We start from the raw sequence: 25,595 nt of genomic DNA, 5'->3' as shown, positions 1-25,595 counted from the left end.
CCCACTCCGACGGGCTTTTAAAACGGTTCTATTTTACCTTTGGATGCTTTTTCACGCTACGACGGGCTTTTAATACAATTCTATTTTACCTCTCGATGCTTTTTCCCACTCCGGCGGGCTTTTAAGATGATTCTATTTTACCTTTCGATGCTTTTTCCCACTCCGGCGGGTTTTTAAAACGGTTCTATTTTACCTTTCGATGCTTTTTCACGCTACGACGGGCTTTTAAAACGGTTCTATTTTACCTCTCGTTGCTTTTTCTCACTCCGGGGGGGCTTTTATGACGATTCTATTTTACCTTTGGATGCTTATTCCCACTCCGGCGGGCTTTTAAGATGATTCTATTTTACCTTTCGATGCTTTTTCCTACTCCGACGGGCTTTTAAAACGGTTCTATTTTACCTCTCGTTTCTTTTTCTCACTCCGGGAGGCTTTTATGACGATTCTATTTTACCTTTCGATGCTTTTTCCTACTCCGACGGGCTTTTAAGATGATTCTAATTTACCTTCCGATGCTTTTTCTCACTCCGGCAGGCTTTTAATACGATTCTATTTTACCTCTCGATGCTTTTTCCCACTCCGGCGGGCATTTAATACGATTCTATTTTACCTAATGCTACTTTTTCTTTCTCTGACGGGCTTTTATAACGATTCTATTTTACCTTAGCTTCGTTTTTCCTGCTGTGGTGGGTATAAAAAAACGGAGCCACCATCATTGAGGTAGCTCCGTTTTCTATTACTAGCTTATTTTTTTAAGTTGTAGAATGTTTTAATTCCATCATATTTAGAAGAATCAGCTAATTGATCTTCGATACGTAGAAGTTGGTTGTATTTTGCAACACGGTCTGTACGTGATGGTGCACCAGTTTTGATTTGGCCAGCGTTAGTTGCTACAGCGATGTCAGCGATTGTGCTGTCTTCAGTTTCACCAGAACGGTGAGAGATAACTGCTGTGTAGCCAGCGCGTTTCGCCATTTCGATTGCATCGAATGTTTCAGTAAGTGTACCGATTTGGTTCACTTTGATTAGGATTGAGTTACCAATTCCTTTTTCGATACCTTCAGAAAGTTTTTTCGTGTTTGTAACGAATAAGTCGTCACCAACAAGTTGTACTTTTCCGCCAAGGCGTTCTGTTAATAATTTGTGACCATCCCAGTCGTTTTCGTCTAAGCCGTCTTCGATCGAGATGATTGGGTATTTGTTTGCCATTTCTTCGTACCAGTCAACCATTTCAGCAGAAGTTTTAACAACGCCTTCACCTGAAAGATGGTATTTACCGTCTTCTTTGTTGTAGAACTCAGAAGATGCAGCATCCATTGCTAACATTACTTGCTCACCTGGTTTGTAGCCAGCTTTTTCGATTGCTTCGATAATTGTTTGTAGTGCTTCTTCGTTAGAACCTAAGTTTGGTGCAAATCCACCTTCGTCACCTACAGCAGTGTTTAGGCCTTTACCTTGAAGAACTGCTTTTAAGCTATGGAAGATTTCTGCTCCCATACGTAGTGCTTCACGGAAGTTTTCAGCACCTACTGGCATTACCATGAATTCTTGGATATCAACGTTGTTATCAGCATGCTCTCCGCCGTTAACGATGTTCATCATTGGAACTGGAAGAGTTTTTGAGTTGAAACCACCAAGGTATTGGTATAAAGGTACTTGTAGGTAGTCAGCAGCAGCACGTGCAGCAGCCATAGACACACCAAGGATTGCGTTAGCACCTAATTTACCTTTGTTTTCTGTACCGTCAAGCTCGATTAAAGCTTGGTCGATTGCGTTTTGTTCTGTTACTTCGAAACCGATTAATTCTGGAGCGATTAATTCATTTACGTTTTTAACAGCTGTTAAAACACCTTTTCCTAAATAACGGCTTTTGTCACCGTCACGAAGCTCAACTGCTTCATATTCACCAGTTGATGCACCAGATGGTACTAATGCGCGACCAAAAGCGCCTGATTCAGTGTGTACTTCAACTTCAACTGTTGGGTTACCACGAGAGTCTAATACTTCACGAGCATATACGTCTACAATGTATGGCATGTTTATTAATCTCCTTTTTTATCTAAATTTTTTTATAGTGTTTGTACTTACTTTTTAATAAGGGTTGTTCCAGTCATTTCAACTGGTTTTTCAACATTTAGTAAATCTAGCATCGTTGGTGCTAAATCACCTAAAATTCCACCGTCACGAAGGGAAACGCCCTCTTCTGTTACGATAACAGGAACAGGATTTGTTGTATGAGCTGTCATTGGCTCACCTTCAAGGGTGATAACTTCATCTGAGTTACCATGGTCTGCTGTAATAATTGCTTTTCCGCCTTTTGCAAGAATCGCATCAACAACTTTACCTAGGCACTCATCAACTGTTTCAATCGCTTTAATCGTTGGTTCGAGCATTCCGGAGTGCCCAACCATATCTGGATTTGCAAAGTTAAGTAAAATGGCATCAAACTTGTCAGAAGCGATTGCTTCAAGTAACGCGTCCGTTACTTCGTAAGCACTCATTTCCGGTTTCAAGTCATATGTTGCAACCTTAGGTGAATCGATTAAGATTCGTTCTTCACCAGGGAATTTCTCTTCACGGCCGCCACTCATAAAGAAGGTAACGTGAGGATATTTTTCCGTCTCAGCAATACGTAATTGAGTAAGGTTATTTTGTGCTAACACTTCACCAATTGTATTATCGAGGTTTGTTGGTTTAAATGCAACATATCCATCTACTGTTTCACTGAAGTGAGTCAGACAAACGAAATGTAAGTTCTTCGGATGTTTCTCACCACGGTCAAATGAACGGAAATCTTCATTTGTAAATGTATTTGAGATTTGAATTGCACGGTCTGGTCGGAAATTATAGAAAATAACAGCATCGTTATCAGCAATTGTTGCAACAGGTGAACCGTCTTCTTTTGTAATCACAGAAGGAAGAACGAATTCATCATAAATGCTGTTGTTATAAGAATCCTCTACACATTCCATTGCGGATGTGTAAGCAGGTCCTTCACCGTAAACCATTGCGCGATAAGACTTTTCTACACGGTCCCAACGCTTGTCACGGTCCATTGAATAATAACGTCCAGAAATCGTTGCAATTTCTCCGACACCATATTCTTTGATTTTTTCTTGTAACTCATTCAAATAAGTTTTTGCTGTTTTTGGACCAACATCACGTCCATCTAGGAAGCCATGAATATACACATTTTTTACGCCTTCTTTTGCAGCTAACTGTAAAAGAGCATATAAATGTTGAATATGACTATGTACGCCTCCATCTGATAGTAAACCAAAAATATGAAGGTTTGTGCCATTTTGCTTCACATGATTGATTGCGTCAGTAAAAGTTTCATTTTTTTCAAATTCGCCTTCACGGATAGCAACATTTACACGTGTTAAGCTTTGATAAACAACACGTCCAGCCCCGATATTTAAGTGACCTACTTCAGAGTTTCCCATTTGACCTTCTGGTAATCCAACTGCTTCTCCAGATGCTGTTAATTGCGCATGAGGGTATTGATTCCATAAGCGGTCAAAGTTTGGTTTTTTCGCTTGTGCAACAGCATTACCTTTCACTTCATCACGACAAGCGAATCCGTCAAGGATAATTAATGCAACAGGTGATTTACTCATTGTTACTTGCCTCCAAAAGTTGAAGGAAAGATTGAGCTTCTAAGCTTGCGCCACCTACTAATGCACCATCGATATCAGACTGTGCCATGTATTCTTTAATGTTCTCAGGCTTTACACTTCCGCCATATTGAATGCGAACAGCTTCAGCAACATCTGTTGAAAATTGTTCTGCAACAACTTGACGAATATGTGAACATACTTCATTTGCATCTTGAGCAGATGAAGATTTACCTGTTCCAATTGCCCAAATTGGCTCATAAGCGATAACTGTTTGCTTCACTTGGTCATCAGATAAACCTTGAAGCGCCTTTTTCACTTGGTCACCTACTAAGTCATTCGTTTTACCAGCTTCACGCTCTTCAAGCGTTTCACCACAACAAACGATTGGAGTTAAACCGTGTTTGAATGCAGCTAACGTCTTTTTGTTTACTGTTTCATCTGTTTCAGCAAACATTTCACGACGCTCAGAGTGTCCTAAAATAACATAGCTTACATCTAAATCTTTTAATGCTACTGGACTAATTTCGCCAGTAAAAGCACCGTTTTCCTCGAAATGCATGTTTTGAGCACCGATTTTTAAGTCACTACCTTGAACTTGTTGTACAAGGCTTTCTAAAAATAATGCAGGCGCACATACAACAGAGTCAACATTTGCTGCGTTCGGTACTAGTCCTTTTACTTCTTCAACAAAGCTTTTTGCTTCAGAAGCAACTTTGTTCATTTTCCAGTTACCTGCGATAATAGGTTTTCTCATGTTACACCATCCTTTACAGATGAATAGCAGAACTAATTAAGATGTCGCGACAAATCTCAATTTTATCTGCTTATTTCATCGGTTTTTATTTGTCATTTAAAGCTACGACACCTGGAAGTTCTTTACCTTCCATGAATTCTAGAGAAGCTCCACCACCAGTAGAGATATGGCTCATTTTATCTGCCAACTCAAACTTTTCTACAGCGGCTGCAGAATCTCCTCCTCCAATGACTGAATATGTGTCTTTTGCATCAGCAAGTGCTTCCGCAACTGCTTTCGTTCCGCCTGAAAATGCGTCAAGTTCAAATACACCCATTGGTCCATTCCAAATAACTAATTTAGAATTTTTGATAACATCAGCATAGATTTCACGGGATTTAGGACCTGCATCAAGACCTTCCCAATCACTTGGAATGCTGTCAATAGGAACAACTTTGATATTCGCATCATTTGAGAAATCATCAGCTACAACAATATCTACAGGCATATATAGATTAACACCTTTTTCCTTCGCTTGGTCAATAAATGACTTAGCTAGGTCAATTTTATCTTCTTCAAGAAGTGATTTACCTACATCATGTCCTAGAGATTTGATGAATGTATAAGCTAGTCCGCCACCGATGATTAAGTTATCTACTTTATCAAGAAGGTTTTGGATAACACCGATTTTATCTTTTACTTTCGCTCCACCGATAATTGCTGTAAATGGTCGTTCAGGATTTGAAAGTGCTTTTCCTAAAACTTCTAGCTCTTTCTCCATTAAGAATCCAGCAACTGCAGGGATATGTTTTGCAATTCCTTCAGTAGAGGCATGGGCACGGTGTGCAGCACCGAATGCATCGTTAACATAAATATCTGCTAAATCTGCGAATGCTTTTGCTAATTCCGGGTCATTTTTTTCTTCACCAGGGTAGAAGCGAACGTTTTCTAATAATAGAACGCCACCTTCTTCTAATTTAGCAATCTCAGCTTTTACAGTGTCACCATATGCTTCGTCTGTTTTGACAACGTTTTTGCCTGATAGAGATTGTAATCTTTCAGCAACTGCATTTAAGCGTAATTCTTCAACAACTTGACCTTTTGGACGGCCTAAATGGCTCGCTAATACAACTTTAGCACCTTGTTCTGTAAGGTATTCAATTGTTGGTAAAGCTGCACGAATACGTGTATCGTCTGTCACTTGTCCATCCTTCATCGGTACGTTAAAGTCAACGCGACAAAAGACGACTTTTCCTTTTACATCAATGTCTTTCACTGATTTTTTATTCATGAAAAGCCCTCCATTTTTGTGTTGTGGTAGCCCTAATCACTTTGCTAGAGATGCTGTGTCATTGAAGTACATAGGCGCTACTGCCCAACGAGATAATCCTGAAAAACAGGAACAGGGAAAGGGGATGATCCCCTTTCCCCGTTTTTGAATCTATTCAATTCAGTTATCGTTATCGATTAAAGACCTTTTGATGCAACATATGCTGCTAAGTCTACTACACGGTTAGAGTAACCAGTTTCGTTATCGTACCAAGAGATAACTTTAACCATTTTACCTTCCATTACCATTGTAGATAATGCATCGATAGTTGAAGAGTTTGTGTTACCGTTGTAGTCACCAGATACTAGTGGCTCTTCGCTGTAACCAAGAACTCCGTTTAAATCGCCTTCTGCTGCTTCTTTAAGAGCTGCATTTACTTCTTCAACAGTTACTTCTTTATCTAACTCAGCAACTAAGTCAACTAGAGAAACGTTAGGAGTTGGAACACGTACAGCTCCACCGTTTAATTTACCTTTTAATTCAGGTAATACTAGAGAAACTGCTTTAGCTGCACCAGTTGAAGTTGGAATCATGTTTTCAGCTGCCGCACGAGCACGACGGTAGTCTTTATGTGGTAAATCTAAGATTTGTTGGTCATTTGTGTATGAGTGAATAGTTGTCATCATACCACGGTTGATACCGAATTTATCGTTTAATACTTTCGCGAATGGTGCTAAGCAGTTAGTAGTACAAGATGCGTTAGAAATAACATCGTGGCTAGCTGCATCGTATTTGTCTTCGTTAACACCCATAACGATTGTAATGTCTTCGTCACTTGCTGGAGCAGAGATGATAACTTTTTTAGCGCCTGCTTCTAAGTGTTTTGCTGCATCTGCACGTTTAGTGAAGAAACCAGTAGATTCAACAACGATTTCAACGCCTTGTGCTCCCCATGATAATTGTGCTGGGTCACGCTCAGCAGAAACTTGGATTGTTTTACCGTCTACTACTAAGTTAGTACCGTCTACAGAAACTTCTGCATCTACTTTTCCGTGTACAGAATCATATTTTAAAAGATGAGCTAACATGTTAGCATCTGTTAAGTCGTTAACTGCAACAACCTCAACGTTAGGATTTTTTAAAGCTGCACGGAATACATTACGTCCAATACGACCAAAACCATTAATACCGATTTTTACTGCCATAATAAATTTCCTCCTTTAAATATGTCCAAACTTATTTTTTGAATTTGAACGCTTTATTACTTAGTGTGTTCATTTTTACAGTAAAACTTACATAAAAAATGAACGTTTTATAATGAGGGATAATTATTCCCTTATTAACTCATTTGCTGCCCCTTCATCAGTAACTAAAACCGATGCTAAGGATTGTTTCATATAAGCAATGATTGCTTTTGCTTTTGAGGCACCACCTGCAACAGCGATTACATTAGATATTTCGCTAATGTCGTCTAACTGCATCCCAACCGTTTGAACTTTATGTACGATTTTACCTTCTTGGTCGAAATAATAACCAAATGCTTCTGCAACTGCATGCCCGTCTTCAATCTTCTTAAAATCCTTTTCAGGAGTTCGACGGCGTTCTGCCATTGTTTTAGCGTCACCAATTCCATGGATAACCATACTAGAAGATTTCATTATCGCTAAAAGCTCTTTGATTGAGGGCTCCTCAATGATTGATTGATATGCATCCTTGCTCAGTTGGTCAGGTACGTGTAACAAACGATAGTTACCGCTTGCACGCTCGGCCATCTTCGCACAGATTGTATTCGCTTGATTCTCAACCGTCTCTCCTAAACCACCACGAGCTGGTATAAAGAGGATTTCACGATTTTTGCTATCTGGAGTCATCATTTCAGCAACCGCAGCAAGGGTCGTTCCTCCAGTAACAGCGACGATATTTTTAGCTTCGAGCCGCTTTTTAATACATGAAACACACGCTCTTCCCATTTCCTTTTTCACCCACGGTGAGCTATCACTATTCCCTGAAACAACGATTACTTTGTCAAGGTTAAACTTTTCCTTCAATGTTGCTTCAAGAACCGTTAACCCTAACACATCCTTCATCATTTCTTCCAGTGACTTTAATAGTGATGTACCTTCTTTTGTTAAGCTCATTCCAGACACTTGAATGTCAATTAAGTTTTGGTCCTTTAAAAATTGGACTTCATTCCTTAGGATTCGCTCACTAAGTCCAAGACTTGTTGAGAGACTTCTGCGACCAATCGGCTGCATCAATCGAATATATTGAAGAATTTGATAGCGCTTTTGCATAACCAACAACAGGTCAGGCAATAATTTCTTTTGTACTTCTATTAATGATATCATTATGAGCTATCCCTTTCTGAGTTGGTATGGACCAAAAAAGTCCCACTATGACTTATTATGTCCCACCTGCTCAAAAAAAAATCTCCCCTGCTACATCTTTATTTTAACAGGGTAAAAATACTTATTCAAGGAATGTTTCGTCAATTTTGTCGAAGTAACCGCTTTCTTATCAAATCTTTTTCTAAAATCCCATATGATACGATTTCTTCGCCTATTTTCACGACTGGAATCATAATTTGATATAGCTCTAATAGCTTATCATCTTGATAGATGTCGATGACTTCATAGGTAAATAATACTTCTTGCTGAAGCTCCTTTAACACGGCGAGGCCCTTATCACATAATGAGCAGTTTTCTTTTGAATAGAGGATGACTTTTTCCATCGTTCGGATCCACTTCCAATCTACGTTTTTCTATCCATCATTTCTCTGCATGTACCTGATGATGTATTCTTATATTTTAATTTCTTTTATACCTGTAATCCATTGTTTTGAATTGGTTTAAAGAGGCGGAACTACCACCTCATTATTTTTATTCATACTCATAAATTTGAATATTATTTCTTCCCTTTTCTTTTGCTTCATATAATGCTAAGTCTGCATGTTTGATGAGCATTTTATCGGTTTGTTCATACGGAGGATAAAAAGACATTCCAACACTAGATGTAGACTTAAACCGATATTCCTCTATTACCCACTCTTGTTGTAAAGCTTGGATAATTTGGTCGGCTATATTGATTGCGTGGTCCCCTTGTGTAAAATCGGTTAACATGATAACAAATTCATCGCCTCCGAAGCGCGCCATCATATCTTTTTCACCTAAACAACGACTGACACGTTCCGCGAAACAGACGAGCAATTCATCTCCAATATCATGACCCATCGTATCATTTATCTGTTTAAACCTGTCTAAATCAAGAAACATAACTGCAATCATTTTTTGGGATCGCTCTGCACGTTTCATTTCTTCTATTAACTTTTTAGTAAATAAGATTCTATTCGGCAAGCCTGTTAACGCATCATGATATGCAAGCTGTTTCAGCTTTTCCTCGTAGTTTTTTCGTTCTGTCATATCCCTTGCTTCAAAAATAATCTGGTATACATCACCTGCTTCATTTACTACAGGTGTTCCAATTGCATTAAACCAGACCCATTCTCCAGACTTTGTTAGTCTTCTAAATTCAACAGCTTCCTTTTCCTTTTGATTCATAATCTTAGTTATGACATGCTTCAATGTATGCATGTCTTCAGAATGTAAAAAAGAGAGTATAGACTTATTTAAATAATACTCTGGTTCTACACCAAGTATATGAAAATGAGAAGGTGACGCATACTGAACGATTCCCTCAGTATCGATTACTTTAATCAAATCAGTCGAATGCTCGGCAATTAAACGATATTTGTATTCATTGTTTTTCAGCTCACGAAAGATGTTGTTTCGTTCAGTCACATCTTTGTACATGACAACACCACCATCAAAATTGCCATCAAGGTCAAATATTGGTGAATAAGATGCTAGTACATCAATGGTTTGACCATTTTTCGTGACACATTGAACCTCATGTAATTGGATCGTTTCTCCATTTTGTAACTTTTCAATAATATTTTCTATATCTTCACGTTCATCTACAGGAAAGATTGAAATTGATTTGTCAGCTAATAATTCCTTCAACGTCCAGCCAAGCATTGCCACAAATGCATTATTCACACTGACATATTGAAGATCCCGATCAAATGTATAAATCGCATCTGCAGCATTTTTAAAAATAAGTTCTAATCTATCTTTCATTCGCTTTATTTCTTTGTCTTTAACTTTCCGGTCTGTAATGTCTCTTACTATTGCCAATATGTGAGTGCATGTTCCAGCATCGTCATAAATTGGTGTAACCGTTGATTCATAATATATAAAATTGCCTTGTATTATTATTTTATCTTCATAGGTAACTGGCTGTTTAAGAGTAATGGCTTCTATATATTTTTCATTTAATAATCGGTATGAATCTACCGGAACAACGTCATGAAGGAGCTTACCACTCGGAATCGATTCAATCCCTAATAATTCGATTGCTGGACGATTCGCTAAAATATAACGGTACTCTCCTATTTTTTCAACCTCAGATAAAAACACCATGTCTGACATACCATTGAAGATTTGAAAGAACAAATCAATGTGCTTCAATTGGTCGAAAGTATTCATCTTTTTCCTCTTTTCATGTAACTAATCTTATAGACGGCACGTTTCGTAAATAATATTATTTCTAAATTAGCAACCATTCATTTCGGAACTTAAATACTAATAAAAAATAGCAAGTACTCGAGTTAATCTCAAGCACTTGCTATTTTGACGCGCTCGGAGGGATTCGAACCCCCGGCAGACGTGGTACCGGAAACCACCGCTCTATCCAACTGAGCTACGAGCGCATGATTAAATTAGTCAGCTAGATTATTATACGACATATCGAGTAAAGATTTCAATACCTGATATGACTAAATGATATGAATCTTCTCAATAAGAGTGTGACATTCGACTATATTAGTGTAAAAATAAATCGTTTAGGTTTAAAAAAATTTGGTTATGATAGTCTCATGATTTGTTTTTTGATGCATATACTAGTTGAAGTTAACTTTCCTAAACAATTCAGGCTTTTTGTTTGACCTTTATTGACCTTAGTTGTATGATGGAAATACATAGCATTACTTAAGTTTACTGTACAAAACGAAAATTAAAGGAGGAATATTCACAATGAATTTAATCCCTACAGTTATTGAACAAACGAACCGCGGTGAACGTGCTTATGACATTTACTCCCGCTTATTAAAAGACCGTATTATCATGCTAGGTAGTGGTATTGACGATAACGTGGCAAACTCTATCGTATCACAACTACTATTCTTAGAAGCTGAGGATCCAGAAAAGGACATCTCGATTTATATTAATAGCCCTGGTGGATCAATCACTGCTGGTATGGCAATCTATGATACAATTCAATACATTAAACCTAGCGTTTCAACAATTTGTATCGGTATGGCAGCATCTATGGGTGCCTTCTTATTAGCAGCTGGTGATAAAGGGAAACGTTATGCATTACCAAACAGTGAAGTGATGATTCACCAACCATTAGGTGGAGCACAAGGTCAAGCAACTGAAATCGAAATTGCTGCTAAACGTATTTTGTTCTTACGTGATAAATTAAACAACATCTTATCTGAACGCACTGGTCAGCCACTAGAGGTTATCGAACGCGACACAGAGCGTGATAACTTTATGACTGCTGAACGTGCATTAGAATACGGCTTAATTGACAAAGTTCTAACTCGTAACGAATTACCAAAACAATAAAGATAATGAGGATGTCTCAAAAGGGTTGACCTTTCGAGGCATCCTCTTTTTATATGGCTGTTTTTGTAAACATCGGCTTTTTACTGACCATAAAAAGGGGTTAGTAAAAAAGCAACAATCACTTCAAAAAGAGTCCTTTACATTAAAAAGCACACTGCTCGTAGCCATCAGTGTGCTTAAAATTTGATTATGAAATTCAACACAGCTGATTGATTAGCCTTCTTGTGATACGTAGTGAACTAATGCCTCAATAGCTTCTTGCTCGTCATTTCCTTCAGCGATAAGATTGATGACTGAGCCTTTGTTAATCGCTAAGCTCATTAATCCCATAATGCTTTTTGCATTTACCTTTTTACCGTCTTTCTCTAAAAATACGTCTGCTGCAAAGCGATTTGCTTCTTGAACGAATAGTGCTGCTGGACGTGCTTGTAATCCTGATTTAAGTTGAACTTCTACTTGCTTTTCAACCATAATTATCTCCTCTTTCCTTTAATCTATTTATTTTAATGAAACGTTTTGCCCTAATTTAAGTTGTTCGGCAATTTGGTCTAATTTCCGTAAACGATGATTAATGCCGGATTTACTAATCGTTCCGCTAGAGACCATTTCCCCAAGCTCTTTCAACGTTACGTCCTGATATTCGACGCGAAGTTTTGCTATTTCCCGTAACTTATCAGGTAATGCTTCAATGCCAATTTTTTCATCGATATATTTTATATTTTCAACCTGCCGCAATGCAGCACCGATTGTTTTATTCAAATTTGCAGTTTCACAATTGACGAGCCGATTAACTGAGTTCCGCATATCGCGAACAATTCGAACATCCTCAAATCTCATAAGTGCTTGATGCGCGCCTACAACATTCAAAAACTCGGTTATTTTCTCTGCTTCTTTTAAGTAAGTAATAAAACCTTTTTTACGTTCTAACGTTTTACTATTTAAATCAAAGGTATTCATTAACTCACATAGAGAATCATTATGCTCTTTATAGAGTGAGAATATTTCAAGATGATAGGAAGATGTTTCAGGATTATTCACAGAACCCCCAGCTAAAAATGCACCGCGTATATAAGAACGTTTGCAACATTTCTTTTTCACTAAGCTTGTTGAAATAGTTCGGACAATCGAAAATCCCTCTTCTAGAATACTTAAATCTTCTAGAATTTCTTTTGCCATTTCCTTTAAGCGGACAATATAAACATTGTTCTTTTTTAAACGCATCTTTTTTCTTACGAGTAATTCAACAGATACATCATACTGTTTTTTAATAAGTGTATAGATACGCCTTGCGATTGCTGCATTTTCAGTTTGAATGTCGACTAGAATTGCCCGGTTAGAAAACGATAACGACCCATTCATGCGGATGAGTGCAGATAGTTCAGCCTTTAAACAGCAAGGCTTTAATTCTAAGTTAGTAAGTTCTTTTTTCGTTTCTGATGCAAATGACAACTTCTGCACCCCCTCTCTATTGGATGCATAACTAAAGTCATTTTTGTTGAAGAATTCCATACAATAGCTTTGCCACTTTATTTGTATCGTGGCGTATTACACTATTTTCGTAGCAAACAATATGATCTGTTATCACTTCGAGACCTAATTCTTTTAAGGCGTCAATGTCGTAATGGACAGGTTTAGCAAGTTCTTCTTCGTATAATGACTTTATATGCTCCGGTATTTCTTCCTCGTTGACGAGTATTGTGTCAATGAATGATTCATTCATATGTTCATATAAGGCTTTTACATGGTCACTTGCTGAATAGTTTAACGTTTCCCCAGCCTGTGTCATCACATTACAAATATACACCTTTTTCGCTTTTGCCTTCGATACCTCTTCACCTATTTTAGGAACAAGAAGATTCGGTAAAATACTTGTGTATAGGCTGCCAGGACCAAGAATAATTAAATCTGCATTTCGAATGACATCTAGTGTTTCTTGGAGAGGTTCAATCTGCTCTGGAGTAAGATAAACTCGTTTAATCTTTTTACCGGAAAACGGTATTTTCGATTCGCCTGAGACAATTGTTCCATCTTCCATTTCAGCATGTAAGACAACGCTCGTGTTTGCTGCAGGAAGTACTTTTCCGCGAACATTCAAAACAGTACTCATTTCTTTTATAGCATGAACAAAGTCACCGGTAATAGTGGTCATCGCTGCTAAAATTAAATTCCCTAATGAATGTCCTGTTAAGTTATTGCCTTTATTAAATCGATGCTGAAACAATTCCTCTACAAGGGGCTCAACATCAGAAAGCGCCGCTAGAACATTGCGAATATCTCCTGGAGGAGGAATATTTAATTCATTTCGAAGTCTACCTGAGCTGCCGCCATCATCTGCAACTGTTACAATCGCTGTTATATCAACAGGATATTGTTTTAGCCCTCTTAATAGAACAGATAAGCCAGTTCCGCCACCGATGATGACAACCTTTGGTAAATGTTGTTTCTCCATATTAATGTTTCTTCCGCTTCTCAATATCTCGATGAGACACTTGAGTGTGGTAATCGTTTTTATAATGGTTTGCTAAATACTCTGCTAATGTGACTGAGCGATGCTGTCCTCCAGTACATCCAATCGCAATGACAATTTGGCTCTTTCCTTCCCGCTTGTAGTACGGAAGAATAAAGGTGAGTAAATCAATTAGCTTTTCTAGAAACTTTTGCGTCTCACTCCATTTTAACACATATGATGATACTTCTTCTTGTAATCCGGTCATCGGCCGCATACTATCTATATAATGAGGATTTGGTAAGAAGCGTACATCAAACATTAAATCTGCATCAATCGGTACACCGTATTTAAACCCGAATGATGTGACATTGACAGTAAATGTATGCTCAACACTTGATGAGAATTGTTTCAAGATTTTTTCGCGCAATTCCCTCGGTTTTAGCCCTGATGTATCATAAATCAGTTGCGCCCTACCCTTTAGTTCCTCCAATAACTCACGTTCGAGACCAATCCCTTCTAATGGAAGCCCTTTTGAGGCAAGAGGATGAGAACGGCGTGTTTCTTTATATCTTGTTACTAATGTTGCATCTTTTGCATCTAGAAATAAAATCTGTGGTGTAAGCCAAGTGCTTTCAGATAAGTCATCTAGTGCTTGGAAAAGATGGTCAAAAAACTCACGCCCCCGTAAATCCATCACAAGTGCAACTTTATTCATTTTCGAACCAGATTCTTTCATTAACTCTAGAAACTTCGGTAATAATGTTGGCGGTAGGTTATCGACACAGAAGTAACCTAAATCTTCGAAACTTTGAATCGCTACAGTTTTCCCCGCACCTGACATACCTGTAATAATCACCATTTGAATATCCTGTGGTACCGTTTCTACTTCATTTGAATCTTCAACTGACATAATGATTCCTCCTTTCTCCATGATGGAACTTATTGGTCAAAGTCCTATGTTTATTATCGCTCATCTTAGAGATGATTACCATATAAGTACTAAATAATTTCCTATTTATCCCCTTTAACCAAACATATTACCTACTCAGTTGTATGGAAAGATAACTTTATTGTGGGTCAAGCCTATAGGATAATAGTTTATATTCTGGTGTGTACGTAAACGTTCCGTATAGCATGCCTGTGCCCTTCATGACATAATCGAGGATGTGATGGTCACCTGGTGCCATTGGCAAATGTTGTACTTCTTCCTTGCTATGCCACTTAATTTTCCCCTCTTCTGACTCTAATACATTCGTACCTTGATAGTCAGTTGCCAAAAACGTAAACATCATCCATTCAGAAATAATATCTTTTCCGTCCTGAATTAAAAAGGTAAAAACTCCCTTTAATTGAGGGTTTCTAATATATATGCCTGTTTCTTCACGATATTCGCGTGTGACAGTGTCTTTAATCGATTCCCCTAGCTCCATTTTCCCGCCAGGTGCTACCCACCAGCCTCTTTTAGGTTTTTGCAAAAGAAGAATGTTGTCGCCATCCATTAAGACACAGTTTGTTACTCGTTGCACTAATCATCACCCCATTTAGTCATGTTAACTTTTTATGTAGAGTGAGTTAATTACCTGTTAGGAAACGATTACAGGAGAACGAACATTCTCTGATTTAAACCACTTGCTACATAAGTATTGATTGACAGCTATTCTATTATTTTTACTCAATCGAGGTTTTGGTTGATTATGCATCGTGGTCGTTTAAAATCTTGGTGTGTGTTTTAATCAACCTTCTAAAAAGATGGACCTGTGAATCTATTGTGTGACTTTCAATCATTATGATAATAGGCTATTTTCTATAGAAGCTTTAATTTAAAGAACTTTTTCTTGCTTTTGGATTGGTTTCCATTGCAGTACATCTTTCCGCTAGGTGACTTGTGCCCTTCAAAACAATCTCGCACTTTCCTCCAACCCAGCCTAAAAAGTAGTTATTTTTATTATACTATTTAAAAACAGCCATAACAATGAACAGAGTTGTAACAAATTGTAGGTGTTATAACTTATATACGGAAGACAGATAGGATCTGTTTCACTTTTTTTTGAGAATTTATAGAACAGTTTGTGGACAAAAAAAGGGAGCATGGAAAAGGGCGCCCATGCTCTGAAAATAAGTCTATTTATAAAAGGGGGTCAATTACTAACTATATAGTAACCCATAATTGTTTCACCCATGTTACAGGAGAGTTAAAACAGAATTACGAAATTGTTAAATTATCTTACACTTAGTAAATGTACCCTTATTTATTAACAGTTTTAAGCTTTTCTACAAGCTCTTCAACATAATGTTGTGCACTTTGTGCAGCAATACTTCCGTCTCCAGTAGCTGTTACGATTTGACGAAGCATTTTTTCACGAATATCTCCTGCTGCAAAAATACCTTTTACTCTTGTTTCCATTTGTTCATTCGTCTCAATGTAGCCATTTTCATTCGTAATTCCTAAGTTTTCAAACGGTTTTGAAAGTGGAACCATACCAATGTAAATAAACACACCATCTGTTTTAAATTCTTTTTCCTCACCGTTAACTGTATTAACGAGAGTAACTTTACCAACCTTGCCGTTTTCATCATGGATTTCTTTTACAGTATGGTTCCAGATGAAATCAATTTTTTCATTATCAAATGCACGTTGTTGAAGAATTTTTTGCGCTCTTAGTTCATCACGGCGATGTACGATTGTAACTTTTGAAGCGAAGCGTGTTAAATATACACCCTCTTCAACAGCAGAGTCTCCTCCGCCAACTACGACAAGCTCTTTCTGTTTAAAGAATGCTCCATCACAAACTGCACAGTAAGAAACACCACGACCGCCAAGTTCTTTTTCACCTGGTACTCCGATTTTCTTATATTCTGCACCAGTTGTAATTATAACCGCGCGCGCTTTGTATTCTTTATTGCCTGCTTTAATGGTTTTATATTCTTCACCATCAATGACTTCTTGAATATCTCCATATGCGTATTCAGCACCGAATTTTTTTGCATGCTCGAACATTTTTGTAGATAATTCTGGTCCAAGAATATGGTCAAATCCAGGATAATTCTCAACCTCTTCTGTATTTGCCATTTGTCCACCAGGAATTCCACGTTCAATCATTAACGTAGATAAATTTGCCCGTGATGTGTAAACAGCAGCCGTCATTCCTGCTGGGCCTGCTCCTGCTATAATAACGTCATAAATTTTTTCTTCTGACATAGTTGTTCACTCCTCAAGTAAATTACTCTGATTGCTAGAGAGTAAGTTCTCATCCTAATATTCGTTATAATTCTTACTTTTATTAGTTTACCCTGTATCAATCGTATAAAAGATTTGAAGGAGATGCCATTTATTTGCTCATATGTTAGCCTTAATCTTGTTGATGAAATACATCTCGCACCATTTTCACATATTTCGCAACCGTCGAAACAGATATATCATACACTTTTGCAATATCGGTTTGACTCAGCGATTGATGTTCCTGCTGTTCCTCATGCATCCACACATATTCAAGCGCGGCAGCCCATGCTTGGTTATTTTTTAATGGAATATCCATTTTATATGCTTTAACTAATATTTGAAACGCAAACAACAGTAGTTCTTCATGGTTATTTTTCTGATATAAGTTATCTGTTATTTGATAAAGCATCGCAATTTTTCTATCTGTGCTATTTGCTGATGCTGCTTCAAAGAAGTCTTTCTCTAATTGTGTTTGTAACGATTGACCTGTTTTAAACGTTGAAAGCTTATTTGATTGTATCGCCATGAAAATCCCGTATAAACGGTCTTCAAGTGACATGCTCTCGACAGGCATATCTGATTGTTCATTGCTTGCATTCCACGGTTCTAAACCAATTTTACTTTTGTTATCCTTTATGACACGTTCCCACGTTTGTTCGGCAAATACTGTATGGCCTGTAAAATACGCTGAATATGATAGCCAATAATAAAAAGTATCATCACCTTCAAACCCTTGTTTATAAAGGGAGCGTAGCCATTTATAGGCAGCTGGGTAGTAACCGACTAATGCGAATGTCGCACCTAGCTTATAACGATGCTCAAAAAGTAAAGGGTGTACTGTTGACAGCATAGTTGCTAATTCATCAACCTTATCTTCCTGGCGCTCATAATAATAAAATACTAATAAATTGCAGTAAGCATGTAGGTTACCAGGATTTTTTTCTAGTACTGTTTGTAAATAATCCTTTGCCTTTTCAACCTCACCAATATAAAAATAAGCTAGTGATAAGTTATTATGTGCTGACCAAAATTCAGGATATTCCTTTACGATTTCTTCTAACAAAAGAATCGCTTCTTCAAATTGACTATTTTCTAAAAGAGACTTCGCCGCATCCTGTTTTAAAATTAAATCATCAGGATCTTTTAAAAAAGGCTCCTCATCGTCACCTTCCATTGTTAAAAGGTCAATTAGGTCCTCGTTTTCTTCAAAAAATTCACCAAATGGTGCTTGCTTTGCATATTCAGTTGCACATTTATATGCTTCCTGAAACAACCCAAGATGTGCGAAATTATTCGCCATAAAGTAATGACATTCCGTCATATTCTCGTCAAGTTCATCAAGTATATATGATAGCAGTTCATTCGCTTGGCTATACTTCCCCATATCGGTATAAATTGTTGCTAATTGGGAAAGCTTTACTGAGTCATTCGGATCTAACTCAACCGCCTTTTGCAAATATTTGCTCGCCTTTTGATAGTTTTGTTCTCGATAAGCCTTTAGGCCTTTATTATAGTAATATTGTCCATCTTGGAGAAACGGGACAACCTGTGCTTTATGTTGTTGTTTGCTCAATTGTTTTCCCACTGAAATCCTCCATTTCATTCATTTCACCGTAGGTTAGTATACCATAAGTATGGGGTTAGAAGTAGAGGTTTTTGTATATGTGGTGAGGCATATCCTTGTTTATTCATTAAACAATGGGTGGAAGTTGTATTGGACGGGCGGGGAGGTTTTTGTGTACTAAACTGTGGTTTGGTGGTGAACGGGAGGGTCAGACCCTCTTTGTGCGTTTGAATTGGGGTTGGAGTTGTATGGGGGGTGTGTGGTTTACGTGCGCTAACTTTGTGTTGTGGCTGTCTGGGAGGATGAAGACCAAAATTCAAGATGGAGAAACATGAAATGTCCTTCATAGCTGGGATGAAGACCAAAAATTCAGGATGGAGAAACATGAAATGTCCTTCATAGCTGGGATGAAGACCAAAATTCAGGATGGAGAAACATGAAATGTCCTTCATAGCTGGGATGAAGACCAAAATTTAAGATGGGGAAACATAAAATGTCCTTCATGAACGGGATGAAGACCAAAATTTAGGATGGAGAAACATGAAATGTCCTTCATGGCTGGAATGAAGACTAAAATTTAGGATAGAGAAGCATGATATGTCCTTCATTCATGCCGAGATGAGATCCAAAGTTTATAAAATAGAGGATTGAAATTGTGCTTGTTATATAGTTGAAAATTTGTACGAGAGGGTCTGACCCCTCTATTGTTGGTTGTGGTTTGGATTTTTGGGGGTATTTCATTGTTTGATAGATTTAGTTTGATGGAGGGGTCAGACCCTTTGTACACTAAAAATGGTGTTGTAGTGGTACAGGTTGGGGGTCTGACCCCTTGGTTTTTATTTTTTGCCGGTGTGGCGTTGTTCTAGGACACTTAGGACGGTGTCGAGTGGTAGTTTTTGTTCGCGGAGGAGGACCATGAGATGGAATAGCAGGTCGGCTACTTCCCATTTTAGTTCGTCGTGGTCTCTATTTTTTGATGCAATAATGACTTCTGCTGCTTCTTCTCCGACTTTTTTAAGAATTTTGTCGACACCTTCGTTAAATAGGTATGTTGTATAGGCACCTTCTGGGCGTTCTGCTTCACGTTCAGCGATGACTTTTTCTAACGTATTAAAAATCGCAAAGCGGTCTGATTTCTCGGTTGCATTTGCTTGTCCTTCTGATACGTTTGTAAAGCAGCTGTAATCACCTGTATGACATGCTGGTCCAGCTGGTTCAACTAGTACTAAAATAGCATCTTTGTCACAGTCATAGCGAAGTTCAACGACTTTTTGTGTGTTTCCAGATGTTGCACCTTTATGCCACAGCTCTTGTCTAGAACGGCTGTAAAACCAAGTTTCGTTTGTTTCTACGGTTTTCTTTAATGATTCTTCATTCATATATGCTAATGTTAATACTTCTTTGCTTCCTGCATCTTGTACGATTGCTGGAACGAGTCCATTTTGATCGAATTTTATTTGGTCAATCATCGTACGTTCACCCCCTGTGATTGTAAATACTCTTTTACTTCTTTTACGGATGTTTCTTTATAGTGGAAAATGGAAGCCGCTAATGCAGCATCTGCTTTCCCTTCTTGAAAGGCTGCTAAAAAGTGCTCGGCGTTGCCTGCACCACCTGATGCGATAACCGGAACTGAAACCGCTTCACTTACAGCTTTATTTAGTGCGATGTTAAAACCGTTCTTTTCTCCGTCACTATCCATGCTCGTTAGCAAGATTTCACCTGCACCACGTGTAACTGCTTCTTTTGCCCACGCGACAACTTCCCAATCTGTTGCTTTTCTGCCACCGTGTGTATAGACGCGCCAGCTACCTAGAGACTCATCATACTTCGCATCAATCGCAACGACAATACATTGGGAGCCGAAAAAGCTTGCTCCTTCGGTTATTAGCTCGGGATTAAGAACAGCGGCTGTATTTAAAGAAACTTTATCAGCACCTGCACGAAGAATTCTTTTCATATCCTCTAATGCGTTAATTCCGCCACCAACAGTAAAAGGAATCGCTAATTGTCCAGCAACTTGCTCGACGACATCGACCATCGTTTTCCGTCCTTCATGTGATGCTGAAATATCTAGAAAAACAAGCTCATCTGCTCCTTCTTCGTCATAAAACTTAGCTAATTCTACTGGGTCGCCTGCATCTCTCAAACCTAAAAACTGAACACCTTTTACGACCCGTCCATCCTTTACATCAAGACAAGGAATAATTCGCTTTGTTATCATCGTTACTTCCCCCGTTCAACTATTTTAAGTGTCACACTCTATTTACAAGTTGAATGAAATTTTTCAAAATCGCAAGACCATGCTCACTACTTTTTTCTGGATGGAATTGCGTACCGTACACATTATCTCTGCCAACAACTGCAGGCACATCTACTCCGTATTCAGCAGTTGCTAACAGAATATCGGTTTCGTCTGTATCCACATAAAAGGAGTGAACAAAGTAGGCATAGCCTTTGTCAATTCCTTTTAATAATGTACGTTCGTTCTTAATGTCAAGCTCATTCCACCCCATATGAGGCACTTTTAACGTTGTACCATTCGTTGTTTCTGGAATTTTCACGACTTTACCTGGAAGCAATCCGAGTCCTTTCGAGAGGCCGTTTTCTTCACTTTCTTCAAACAACAGCTGCATACCGAGGCAAATGCCTAGTAGTGGCTTACCCGCTGTTGTCACTTCTTTAATAAATGACGTTAGTTTTGTTTCCTCTAAGATTTCCATCGCATCCTTAAAGGAACCAACACCAGGAAGAATATAACCATCTGCTTTTTCCAGTTCGGCGATGTCACTGGAGAGAATATAGTCAACACCCATCCGTTCTAACGCTTTACTCACACTGTAGAGATTACCCATCCCATAATCGATAATTGCGATCATTTATAACATTCCTTTCGTCGAAGGAACCCCCTTAATACGTGGGTCCACGGTTGTCGCCTCATCCAATGCTCGACCTAGCGCTTTGAAAACAGCCTCGATGATATGATGAGTATTTTGACCATAATGGACGATGACATGAAGATTCATGCGTGCTTCAAGTGCCAGCTTCCATAAAAATTCGTGGACGTTTTCTGTATCAAATGTACCGACCTTTTGACTAGGCAACTCCCCACGGAATTCCAGATGTGGTCGATTACTTAAATCAACAACGACTTGTGCGAGTGCTTCATCCATTGGAACAAAGGCATTCCCATAACGTTTAATACCTTTTTTATCACCAAGCGCTTCACGCAATGCGTTTCCTAAACAAATTCCGATATCCTCTGTTGTATGGTGGTCATCGATTTCAACATCACCATCTGCGTCAATCGTTAAGTCAAACTGGCCGTGCTTTGTAAATAGGTCAAGCATATGGTCCATGAACGGAACATCTGTCTTAAGCGATGATTTTCCTTCACCGTCTATATTAAAGGCTAATTCAATTTTTGTTTCATTCGTTTTTCGGTCAATTGATGCGGTTCTTACCATGAATCGTTCCTCCTTATTTTAAACGTTCCTCTAGAGCACGTGCGTGTGCTTCCAAGCCTTCAAGGCGAGCAAGCTTGGCAACCTTCGCAAAGTTCTTTTCAAATGACTGCTGACTATATTGGATAATGCTCGATTTTTTCATGAAGTCATCGACGTTTAACGGACTTGAAAAACGTGCTGTTCCATTTGTCGGTAACACGTGGTTCGGTCCTGCGAAATAATCTCCAATTGGTTCTGAGCTATAGCGACCTAAGAAAATCGCTCCGGCATGTTTGATGCTAGGCAATAATGCTAATGGATTTTCTGTAATCACTTCTAAATGTTCCGGTGCGAGTTCATTCACGACTGCAAGTGCAATCTCCAAATTATCAGCGACATAAATATGACCAAATGTATCAACAGATGCTTTTGCTATTTCATGTCTTGGCAAGAGAGCCACTTGTCGTTCAACCTCTGCCTGTACTTGTTCCGCAACTTGCTGTGATGTTGTCACAAGAATGCTTGATGAATTTTTATCATGCTCGGCTTGTGATAATAAGTCTGCAGCAATTTCATTGGCACGAGCCGTTTCATCTGCAAGGACAACAATTTCACTTGGACCTGCAATCATATCGATGTCAACAATACCAAATACTTCACGTTTAGCAAGCGCAACATAAATATTCCCCGGTCCCATAATTTTATCTACAGCTGCAATCGTATCTGTTCCATATGCCAATGCTGCGATCGCTTGTGCTCCGCCGACTTTATAAATCTCTGCAACGCCAAGTTCCTTTGCAGCAACTAAAACTCCTGCCGGTAATGTACCTTTTTCATTTGGTGGAGACGTAATGACAATTCGTTTCACACCGGCCACTTGTGCTGGGATAACATTCATAAGCACAGATGATGGATATGCTGCAGTTCCACCTGGGACATAGACTCCGACTGCATCTAATGCTGTCATTTTTTGACCTAGCATCGTCCCGTCGTCATCATAGCTAATCCATGATTCACGTTTTTGTTTTTCGTGAAAAGTCCGGATATTTATTGCCGCTTCACGTATGATTTCAATCAATTCATCATCTAATTCACGATATGCTGCTGTATATTCTTCCTCTGTAACTGCAAGTGTTGAAAGTGACACGTTATCAAACTTTTCAGTATAAGCAAAAAGTGCTTGGTCGCCATCTTGACGTACTGCACCAATGATTTCTTGAACATCTTTACGCTGCTGCTCTGTTCCTGTATCAATCGTTCGTCTTAATGATACTTTTTCATCAGTAATTCGGGTAATTTTCATGTTACGAACCTCCAATGACAGTTGAGAGTCGTTCAACTAATTGATCAATCGGTTCATCCTTCATCCGATAGCTCACAGGGTTAACGATTAATCGTGAAGTAATGTGACAGATTTGTTCAAGCTCAACTAGTCCGTTTTCCTTTAATGTTTGCCCTGTTGAAACGATATCGACAATTCGGTCAGCTAAGCCTATTAGTGGTGCTAGCTCAATCGAACCGTTAAGTTTAATAATCTCAACCTGCTCGCCTTGTTCTCGGAAATAGCTTGAAGCAACCTTCGGATATTTTGTTGCAATTTTTGGCGCAACATCAGATATTTTCCCATCTGGTAAACCTGCGACAGCTAAATAACAAGCACTAATTTTTAAATCAAGCACTTCGTATACGTCACGGTCTTCTTCAAGCATCACGTCTTTACCAGCAATTCCAACATCGGCTACACCATGTTCTACATAAGTCACAACGTCCATAGGCTTCGCTAAAATAAACCGGATGTTTTCATTTGGTACATCTAAAATGAGTTTTCTCGATTCATCAAATTCAGGTGGGAGCTGATAACCTGCTTTGCGAAGCATATCTGCTGCTTCTTCAAAAATTCTCCCTTTCGGCATCGCAATCGTTAATACATCTGACATTTACAGCTCCTCCTTTCGTGAACCGATAAAATAGATAACCTCTTCAAATTGTCTCGTAAAAGCATCAACATCTTTAACACCTGAGATTTCTTGCATCACAACACGTTTGTTAGCTTCTCTTAATTCATTTGCATGTTCAATTGCCTCTTTACGGCGCTCAGGGCTATAAATAACACATTGCAATTGTGGATTTACTTCTACATTTAACGCTTCAATTAATCTATCGATACGCAGTCCGAAGCCAGTTGCAGGTGCAGCCCGGTTAAATTTTTCAAACAGATGGTCATAACGACCGCCATTGCCGATTAAAAAGCCGACATTTTCGGCATATACTTCAAATAAAATTCCCGTGTAGTAGCTCATATGGCTGACGATATTTAAATCAAGCTTTACATAATTTGTGACTTCAAACTCTTCTAGCGTTGACCACAGCTGATTAATTTCTTGTAACGCCTGCTGTGCTTCATTAGTTGAAACAAGTGAATTCGCTTCCTCAACCTTATCGATGTCTCCGCGGAAAGATAGAAGCTTTAAAAGACGATCTTTATCTATCGATGATAAGCTTAATCCTTTCACATGTTCACGATAGCCTACATAATTTTTCTCATATAAAAATCTTCGCAGAACATCGGCACGTTCTTGATTACCTAGCACTTCTTTAAATAACGCATTTGCATAACCGATATGGCCGATTGCAATTTTAAAGTTATCTAAGCCTGCTTCCTTTAATGTTGAAACCATTAAGGCAATCACTTCTGCATCCGCACTAGTCGTTCCGTCGCCGATAAATTCAACACCGACTTGTTCAAACTCAGCAGGACGTCCACCTTCACGCTGTTGTGCACGGTAAACATTTGCAGAGTATGCAAGTCTTAAAGGATAAAGATTATTGTAAAGCTTAGACGCTGCTACACGAGCAATCGGTGCTGTCATATCAGGTCTAAGCACTAATGTATGTCCTTGCTGATCCAATAATTTAAACAGCTGCTGATCTAAAATTGCTGATTGGACGCCGACTGTTTCATAATATTCGAGTGTTGGTGTCTCAATAAATCGAAATCCCCATTGTTCAATCGTTTTTGTCATCGCTTGACGTGTATTCTTTTTGACTTCATATAAATTTGGTAATGTATCCACCATTCCAAGTGGTTTCTCAAACATAAACATGTTGTTTGTACCCCCGTTATTGAATACTAATAATTTTCAAAATCCTTTACTTCGCTAATATGCTAATATACTACCAAAATAAAGAGATGGTTTCAAGTGTAATGTCAGTTACATGTAACTTAATTTGCACTAAAATTCTGTCTATTTGTATTAAACAAACGTTTAATTAACTAATTGTTGAACTAAGTAAAACCTTGTTCATGAATCATCTAGACAATATATGGATGGGACAGAGGTCTACCGATGTAATCTACGTATTATTTCTGATAATAGCTATATATAGCTCACCAATATTGCTTTTAACATAGTCTTCGTTCTGGTTGATTTCCGCTCCAGTACTCGCTTTCCGCGGGGTGGGTGCTGAGCCTCCTCGGCGTCAACGCCTGTGGGGTCTCACCTCTCCCACGCATCCCGGTCGAGTAAGTGGGAACACAAATCCAGTCTTTCTGTATTTGTGCCTCACTCCTCACAGAACCGTGCGTGCAGTATTACCGCACACGGC

The 25,595-nt window shown here is 38.6% G+C and carries 23 protein-coding genes and 1 tRNA gene; 1 reads left to right on the top strand and 23 read right to left on the bottom strand.

Features of this window, described 5'->3' with window-relative positions:
* Positions 1–744 precede the first annotated feature (744 nt).
* The 9 genes from eno to J2S19_RS22245 all read right to left on the bottom strand — a co-directional run bounded on the left by eno (position 745) and on the right by J2S19_RS22245 (position 10,391).
* Complete coding sequence (eno, locus tag J2S19_RS22285) at positions 745–2,037, bottom strand: phosphopyruvate hydratase (protein ID WP_307346686.1); 1,293 nt, start codon at positions 2,035–2,037, stop codon at positions 745–747.
* A gap of 47 nt (positions 2,038–2,084) precedes the next feature.
* Positions 2,085–3,620 carry a 2,3-bisphosphoglycerate-independent phosphoglycerate mutase gene (gene gpmI / locus J2S19_RS22280; protein ID WP_307346684.1) on the bottom strand — a complete coding sequence of 512 codons (1,536 nt, stop codon included), beginning with the start codon at positions 3,618–3,620 and terminating at the stop codon, positions 2,085–2,087.
* Positions 3,613–4,374 (bottom strand): triose-phosphate isomerase, encoded by a 762-nt coding sequence (gene tpiA / locus J2S19_RS22275; protein WP_307346682.1) that lies wholly within the window; start codon positions 4,372–4,374, stop codon positions 3,613–3,615. Before tpiA ends, gpmI begins: the two co-directional genes overlap by 8 nt.
* A gap of 85 nt (positions 4,375–4,459) precedes the next feature.
* On the bottom strand, positions 4,460–5,644 hold the full coding sequence (locus tag J2S19_RS22270; RefSeq protein WP_307346679.1) for a phosphoglycerate kinase: 1,185 nt from the start codon (positions 5,642–5,644) through the stop codon (positions 4,460–4,462).
* 176 nt (positions 5,645–5,820) lie between these two features.
* The gene (gap, locus tag J2S19_RS22265; protein ID WP_307346677.1) at positions 5,821–6,828 is read right to left on the bottom strand and encodes a type I glyceraldehyde-3-phosphate dehydrogenase; all 1,008 of its coding nucleotides are present in this window, start codon (positions 6,826–6,828) and stop codon (positions 5,821–5,823) included.
* A gap of 123 nt (positions 6,829–6,951) precedes the next feature.
* Positions 6,952–7,971, bottom strand: a complete 1,020-nt coding sequence (locus tag J2S19_RS22260; protein ID WP_307346674.1) for a sugar-binding transcriptional regulator — start codon at positions 7,969–7,971, stop codon at positions 6,952–6,954.
* Between the two features lie 140 nt (positions 7,972–8,111).
* Entirely contained in the window at positions 8,112–8,354 is a 243-nt protein-coding gene (locus J2S19_RS22255; RefSeq protein WP_307346671.1) for a glutaredoxin family protein, read from the bottom strand.
* Positions 8,355–8,502: 148 nt separating this feature from the next.
* Positions 8,503–10,167: a PAS domain S-box protein gene (locus J2S19_RS22250; protein ID WP_307346668.1), complete on the bottom strand. Its 1,665-nt coding sequence runs from the start codon at positions 10,165–10,167 to the stop codon at positions 8,503–8,505.
* Positions 10,168–10,315: 148 nt separating this feature from the next.
* Positions 10,316–10,391: transfer RNA gene (locus J2S19_RS22245), tRNA-Arg, on the bottom strand.
* Positions 10,392–10,713: 322 nt separating this feature from the next.
* Here J2S19_RS22245 and clpP point away from each other — a divergent pair.
* Positions 10,714–11,310, top strand: a complete 597-nt coding sequence (gene clpP / locus J2S19_RS22240) for an ATP-dependent Clp endopeptidase proteolytic subunit ClpP (RefSeq protein ID WP_307346666.1) — start codon at positions 10,714–10,716, stop codon at positions 11,308–11,310.
* 213 nt (positions 11,311–11,523) lie between these two features.
* On the opposite strand, the gene J2S19_RS22235 is transcribed toward clpP, so the two are convergent.
* The 14 genes from J2S19_RS22235 to J2S19_RS22170 form a co-directional block, all read right to left on the bottom strand.
* Positions 11,524–11,781: an HPr family phosphocarrier protein gene (locus J2S19_RS22235; protein WP_307346663.1), complete on the bottom strand. Its 258-nt coding sequence runs from the start codon at positions 11,779–11,781 to the stop codon at positions 11,524–11,526.
* Between the two features lie 27 nt (positions 11,782–11,808).
* Positions 11,809–12,759, bottom strand: a complete 951-nt coding sequence (gene whiA, locus J2S19_RS22230; RefSeq protein ID WP_307346660.1) for a DNA-binding protein WhiA — start codon at positions 12,757–12,759, stop codon at positions 11,809–11,811.
* Positions 12,760–12,796: 37 nt separating this feature from the next.
* Entirely contained in the window at positions 12,797–13,759 is a 963-nt protein-coding gene (mgfK, locus tag J2S19_RS22225) for a gluconeogenesis morphogenetic factor MgfK (RefSeq protein WP_307346657.1), read from the bottom strand.
* Between the two features lies 1 nt (position 13,760).
* The gene (rapZ, locus tag J2S19_RS22220; RefSeq protein ID WP_307346654.1) at positions 13,761–14,669 is read right to left on the bottom strand and encodes an RNase adapter RapZ; all 909 of its coding nucleotides are present in this window, start codon (positions 14,667–14,669) and stop codon (positions 13,761–13,763) included.
* Positions 14,670–14,826: 157 nt separating this feature from the next.
* Positions 14,827–15,285, bottom strand: coding sequence for an 8-oxo-dGTP diphosphatase (locus tag J2S19_RS22215; RefSeq protein WP_307346651.1), 459 nt, complete (start codon positions 15,283–15,285; stop codon positions 14,827–14,829).
* 719 nt (positions 15,286–16,004) lie between these two features.
* Positions 16,005–16,958, bottom strand: a complete 954-nt coding sequence (trxB, locus tag J2S19_RS22210) for a thioredoxin-disulfide reductase (RefSeq protein ID WP_307346648.1) — start codon at positions 16,956–16,958, stop codon at positions 16,005–16,007.
* Between the two features lie 151 nt (positions 16,959–17,109).
* Entirely contained in the window at positions 17,110–18,564 is a 1,455-nt protein-coding gene (locus J2S19_RS22205; RefSeq protein WP_307346645.1) for a tetratricopeptide repeat protein, read from the bottom strand.
* Between the two features lie 815 nt (positions 18,565–19,379).
* Entirely contained in the window at positions 19,380–20,012 is a 633-nt protein-coding gene (hisIE, locus tag J2S19_RS22200) for a bifunctional phosphoribosyl-AMP cyclohydrolase/phosphoribosyl-ATP diphosphatase HisIE (protein ID WP_307346643.1), read from the bottom strand.
* Positions 20,009–20,767: an imidazole glycerol phosphate synthase subunit HisF gene (gene hisF, locus J2S19_RS22195; RefSeq protein ID WP_307346640.1), complete on the bottom strand. Its 759-nt coding sequence runs from the start codon at positions 20,765–20,767 to the stop codon at positions 20,009–20,011. The genes hisIE and hisF overlap by 4 nt, the downstream gene beginning before the upstream one ends.
* A 31-nt stretch (positions 20,768–20,798) precedes the next feature.
* Positions 20,799–21,422 carry an imidazole glycerol phosphate synthase subunit HisH gene (gene hisH / locus J2S19_RS22190; protein WP_307346637.1) on the bottom strand — a complete coding sequence of 208 codons (624 nt, stop codon included), beginning with the start codon at positions 21,420–21,422 and terminating at the stop codon, positions 20,799–20,801.
* The gene (hisB, locus tag J2S19_RS22185; protein WP_307346635.1) at positions 21,423–22,010 is read right to left on the bottom strand and encodes an imidazoleglycerol-phosphate dehydratase HisB; all 588 of its coding nucleotides are present in this window, start codon (positions 22,008–22,010) and stop codon (positions 21,423–21,425) included.
* 13 nt (positions 22,011–22,023) lie between these two features.
* Entirely contained in the window at positions 22,024–23,292 is a 1,269-nt protein-coding gene (gene hisD, locus J2S19_RS22180) for a histidinol dehydrogenase (protein WP_307346633.1), read from the bottom strand.
* Between the two features lies 1 nt (position 23,293).
* Complete coding sequence (gene hisG, locus J2S19_RS22175) at positions 23,294–23,926, bottom strand: ATP phosphoribosyltransferase (protein WP_307346630.1); 633 nt, start codon at positions 23,924–23,926, stop codon at positions 23,294–23,296.
* A complete protein-coding gene (locus J2S19_RS22170) occupies positions 23,927–25,093 on the bottom strand; it encodes an ATP phosphoribosyltransferase regulatory subunit (RefSeq protein ID WP_307346628.1) in 1,167 nt (388 codons plus the stop codon).
* Positions 25,094–25,595: the final 502 nt, after the last annotated feature.

The organism is Metabacillus malikii, from assembly GCF_030813355.1.
Classification (GTDB): Bacteria; Bacillota; Bacilli; order Bacillales; family Bacillaceae; genus Metabacillus; species Metabacillus malikii.
The sequence above is the reverse complement of the archived record's forward strand: the minus strand, read 5'-3'. Positions and strand labels throughout refer to the sequence as shown.

What these genes read in the sequence shown, in the direction of transcription:
- eno (WP_307346686.1), bottom strand. Translation starts at nt 2,037, where the DNA reads ATGCCATACATTGTAGACGTATATGCTCGTGAAGTATTAGACTCTCGT.
- gpmI (WP_307346684.1), bottom strand. Translation starts at nt 3,620, where the DNA reads ATGAGTAAATCACCTGTTGCATTAATTATCCTTGACGGATTCGCTTGT.
- tpiA (WP_307346682.1), bottom strand. Translation starts at nt 4,374, where the DNA reads ATGAGAAAACCTATTATCGCAGGTAACTGGAAAATGAACAAAGTTGCT.
- J2S19_RS22270 (WP_307346679.1), bottom strand. Translation starts at nt 5,644, where the DNA reads ATGAATAAAAAATCAGTGAAAGACATTGATGTAAAAGGAAAAGTCGTC.
- gap (WP_307346677.1), bottom strand. Translation starts at nt 6,828, where the DNA reads ATGGCAGTAAAAATCGGTATTAATGGTTTTGGTCGTATTGGACGTAAT.
- J2S19_RS22260 (WP_307346674.1), bottom strand. Translation starts at nt 7,971, where the DNA reads ATGATATCATTAATAGAAGTACAAAAGAAATTATTGCCTGACCTGTTG.
- J2S19_RS22255 (WP_307346671.1), bottom strand. Translation starts at nt 8,354, where the DNA reads ATGGAAAAAGTCATCCTCTATTCAAAAGAAAACTGCTCATTATGTGAT.
- J2S19_RS22250 (WP_307346668.1), bottom strand. Translation starts at nt 10,167, where the DNA reads ATGAATACTTTCGACCAATTGAAGCACATTGATTTGTTCTTTCAAATC.
- clpP (WP_307346666.1), top strand. Translation starts at nt 10,714, where the DNA reads ATGAATTTAATCCCTACAGTTATTGAACAAACGAACCGCGGTGAACGT.
- J2S19_RS22235 (WP_307346663.1), bottom strand. Translation starts at nt 11,781, where the DNA reads ATGGTTGAAAAGCAAGTAGAAGTTCAACTTAAATCAGGATTACAAGCA.
- mgfK (WP_307346657.1), bottom strand. Translation starts at nt 13,759, where the DNA reads ATGGAGAAACAACATTTACCAAAGGTTGTCATCATCGGTGGCGGAACT.
- rapZ (WP_307346654.1), bottom strand. Translation starts at nt 14,669, where the DNA reads ATGTCAGTTGAAGATTCAAATGAAGTAGAAACGGTACCACAGGATATT.
- trxB (WP_307346648.1), bottom strand. Translation starts at nt 16,958, where the DNA reads ATGTCAGAAGAAAAAATTTATGACGTTATTATAGCAGGAGCAGGCCCA.
- hisIE (WP_307346643.1), bottom strand. Translation starts at nt 20,012, where the DNA reads ATGATTGACCAAATAAAATTCGATCAAAATGGACTCGTTCCAGCAATC.
- hisF (WP_307346640.1), bottom strand. Translation starts at nt 20,767, where the DNA reads ATGATAACAAAGCGAATTATTCCTTGTCTTGATGTAAAGGATGGACGG.
- hisH (WP_307346637.1), bottom strand. Translation starts at nt 21,422, where the DNA reads ATGATCGCAATTATCGATTATGGGATGGGTAATCTCTACAGTGTGAGT.
- hisB (WP_307346635.1), bottom strand. Translation starts at nt 22,010, where the DNA reads ATGGTAAGAACCGCATCAATTGACCGAAAAACGAATGAAACAAAAATT.
- hisD (WP_307346633.1), bottom strand. Translation starts at nt 23,292, where the DNA reads ATGAAAATTACCCGAATTACTGATGAAAAAGTATCATTAAGACGAACG.
- hisG (WP_307346630.1), bottom strand. Translation starts at nt 23,926, where the DNA reads ATGTCAGATGTATTAACGATTGCGATGCCGAAAGGGAGAATTTTTGAA.
- J2S19_RS22170 (WP_307346628.1), bottom strand. Translation starts at nt 25,093, where the DNA reads ATGTTTATGTTTGAGAAACCACTTGGAATGGTGGATACATTACCAAAT.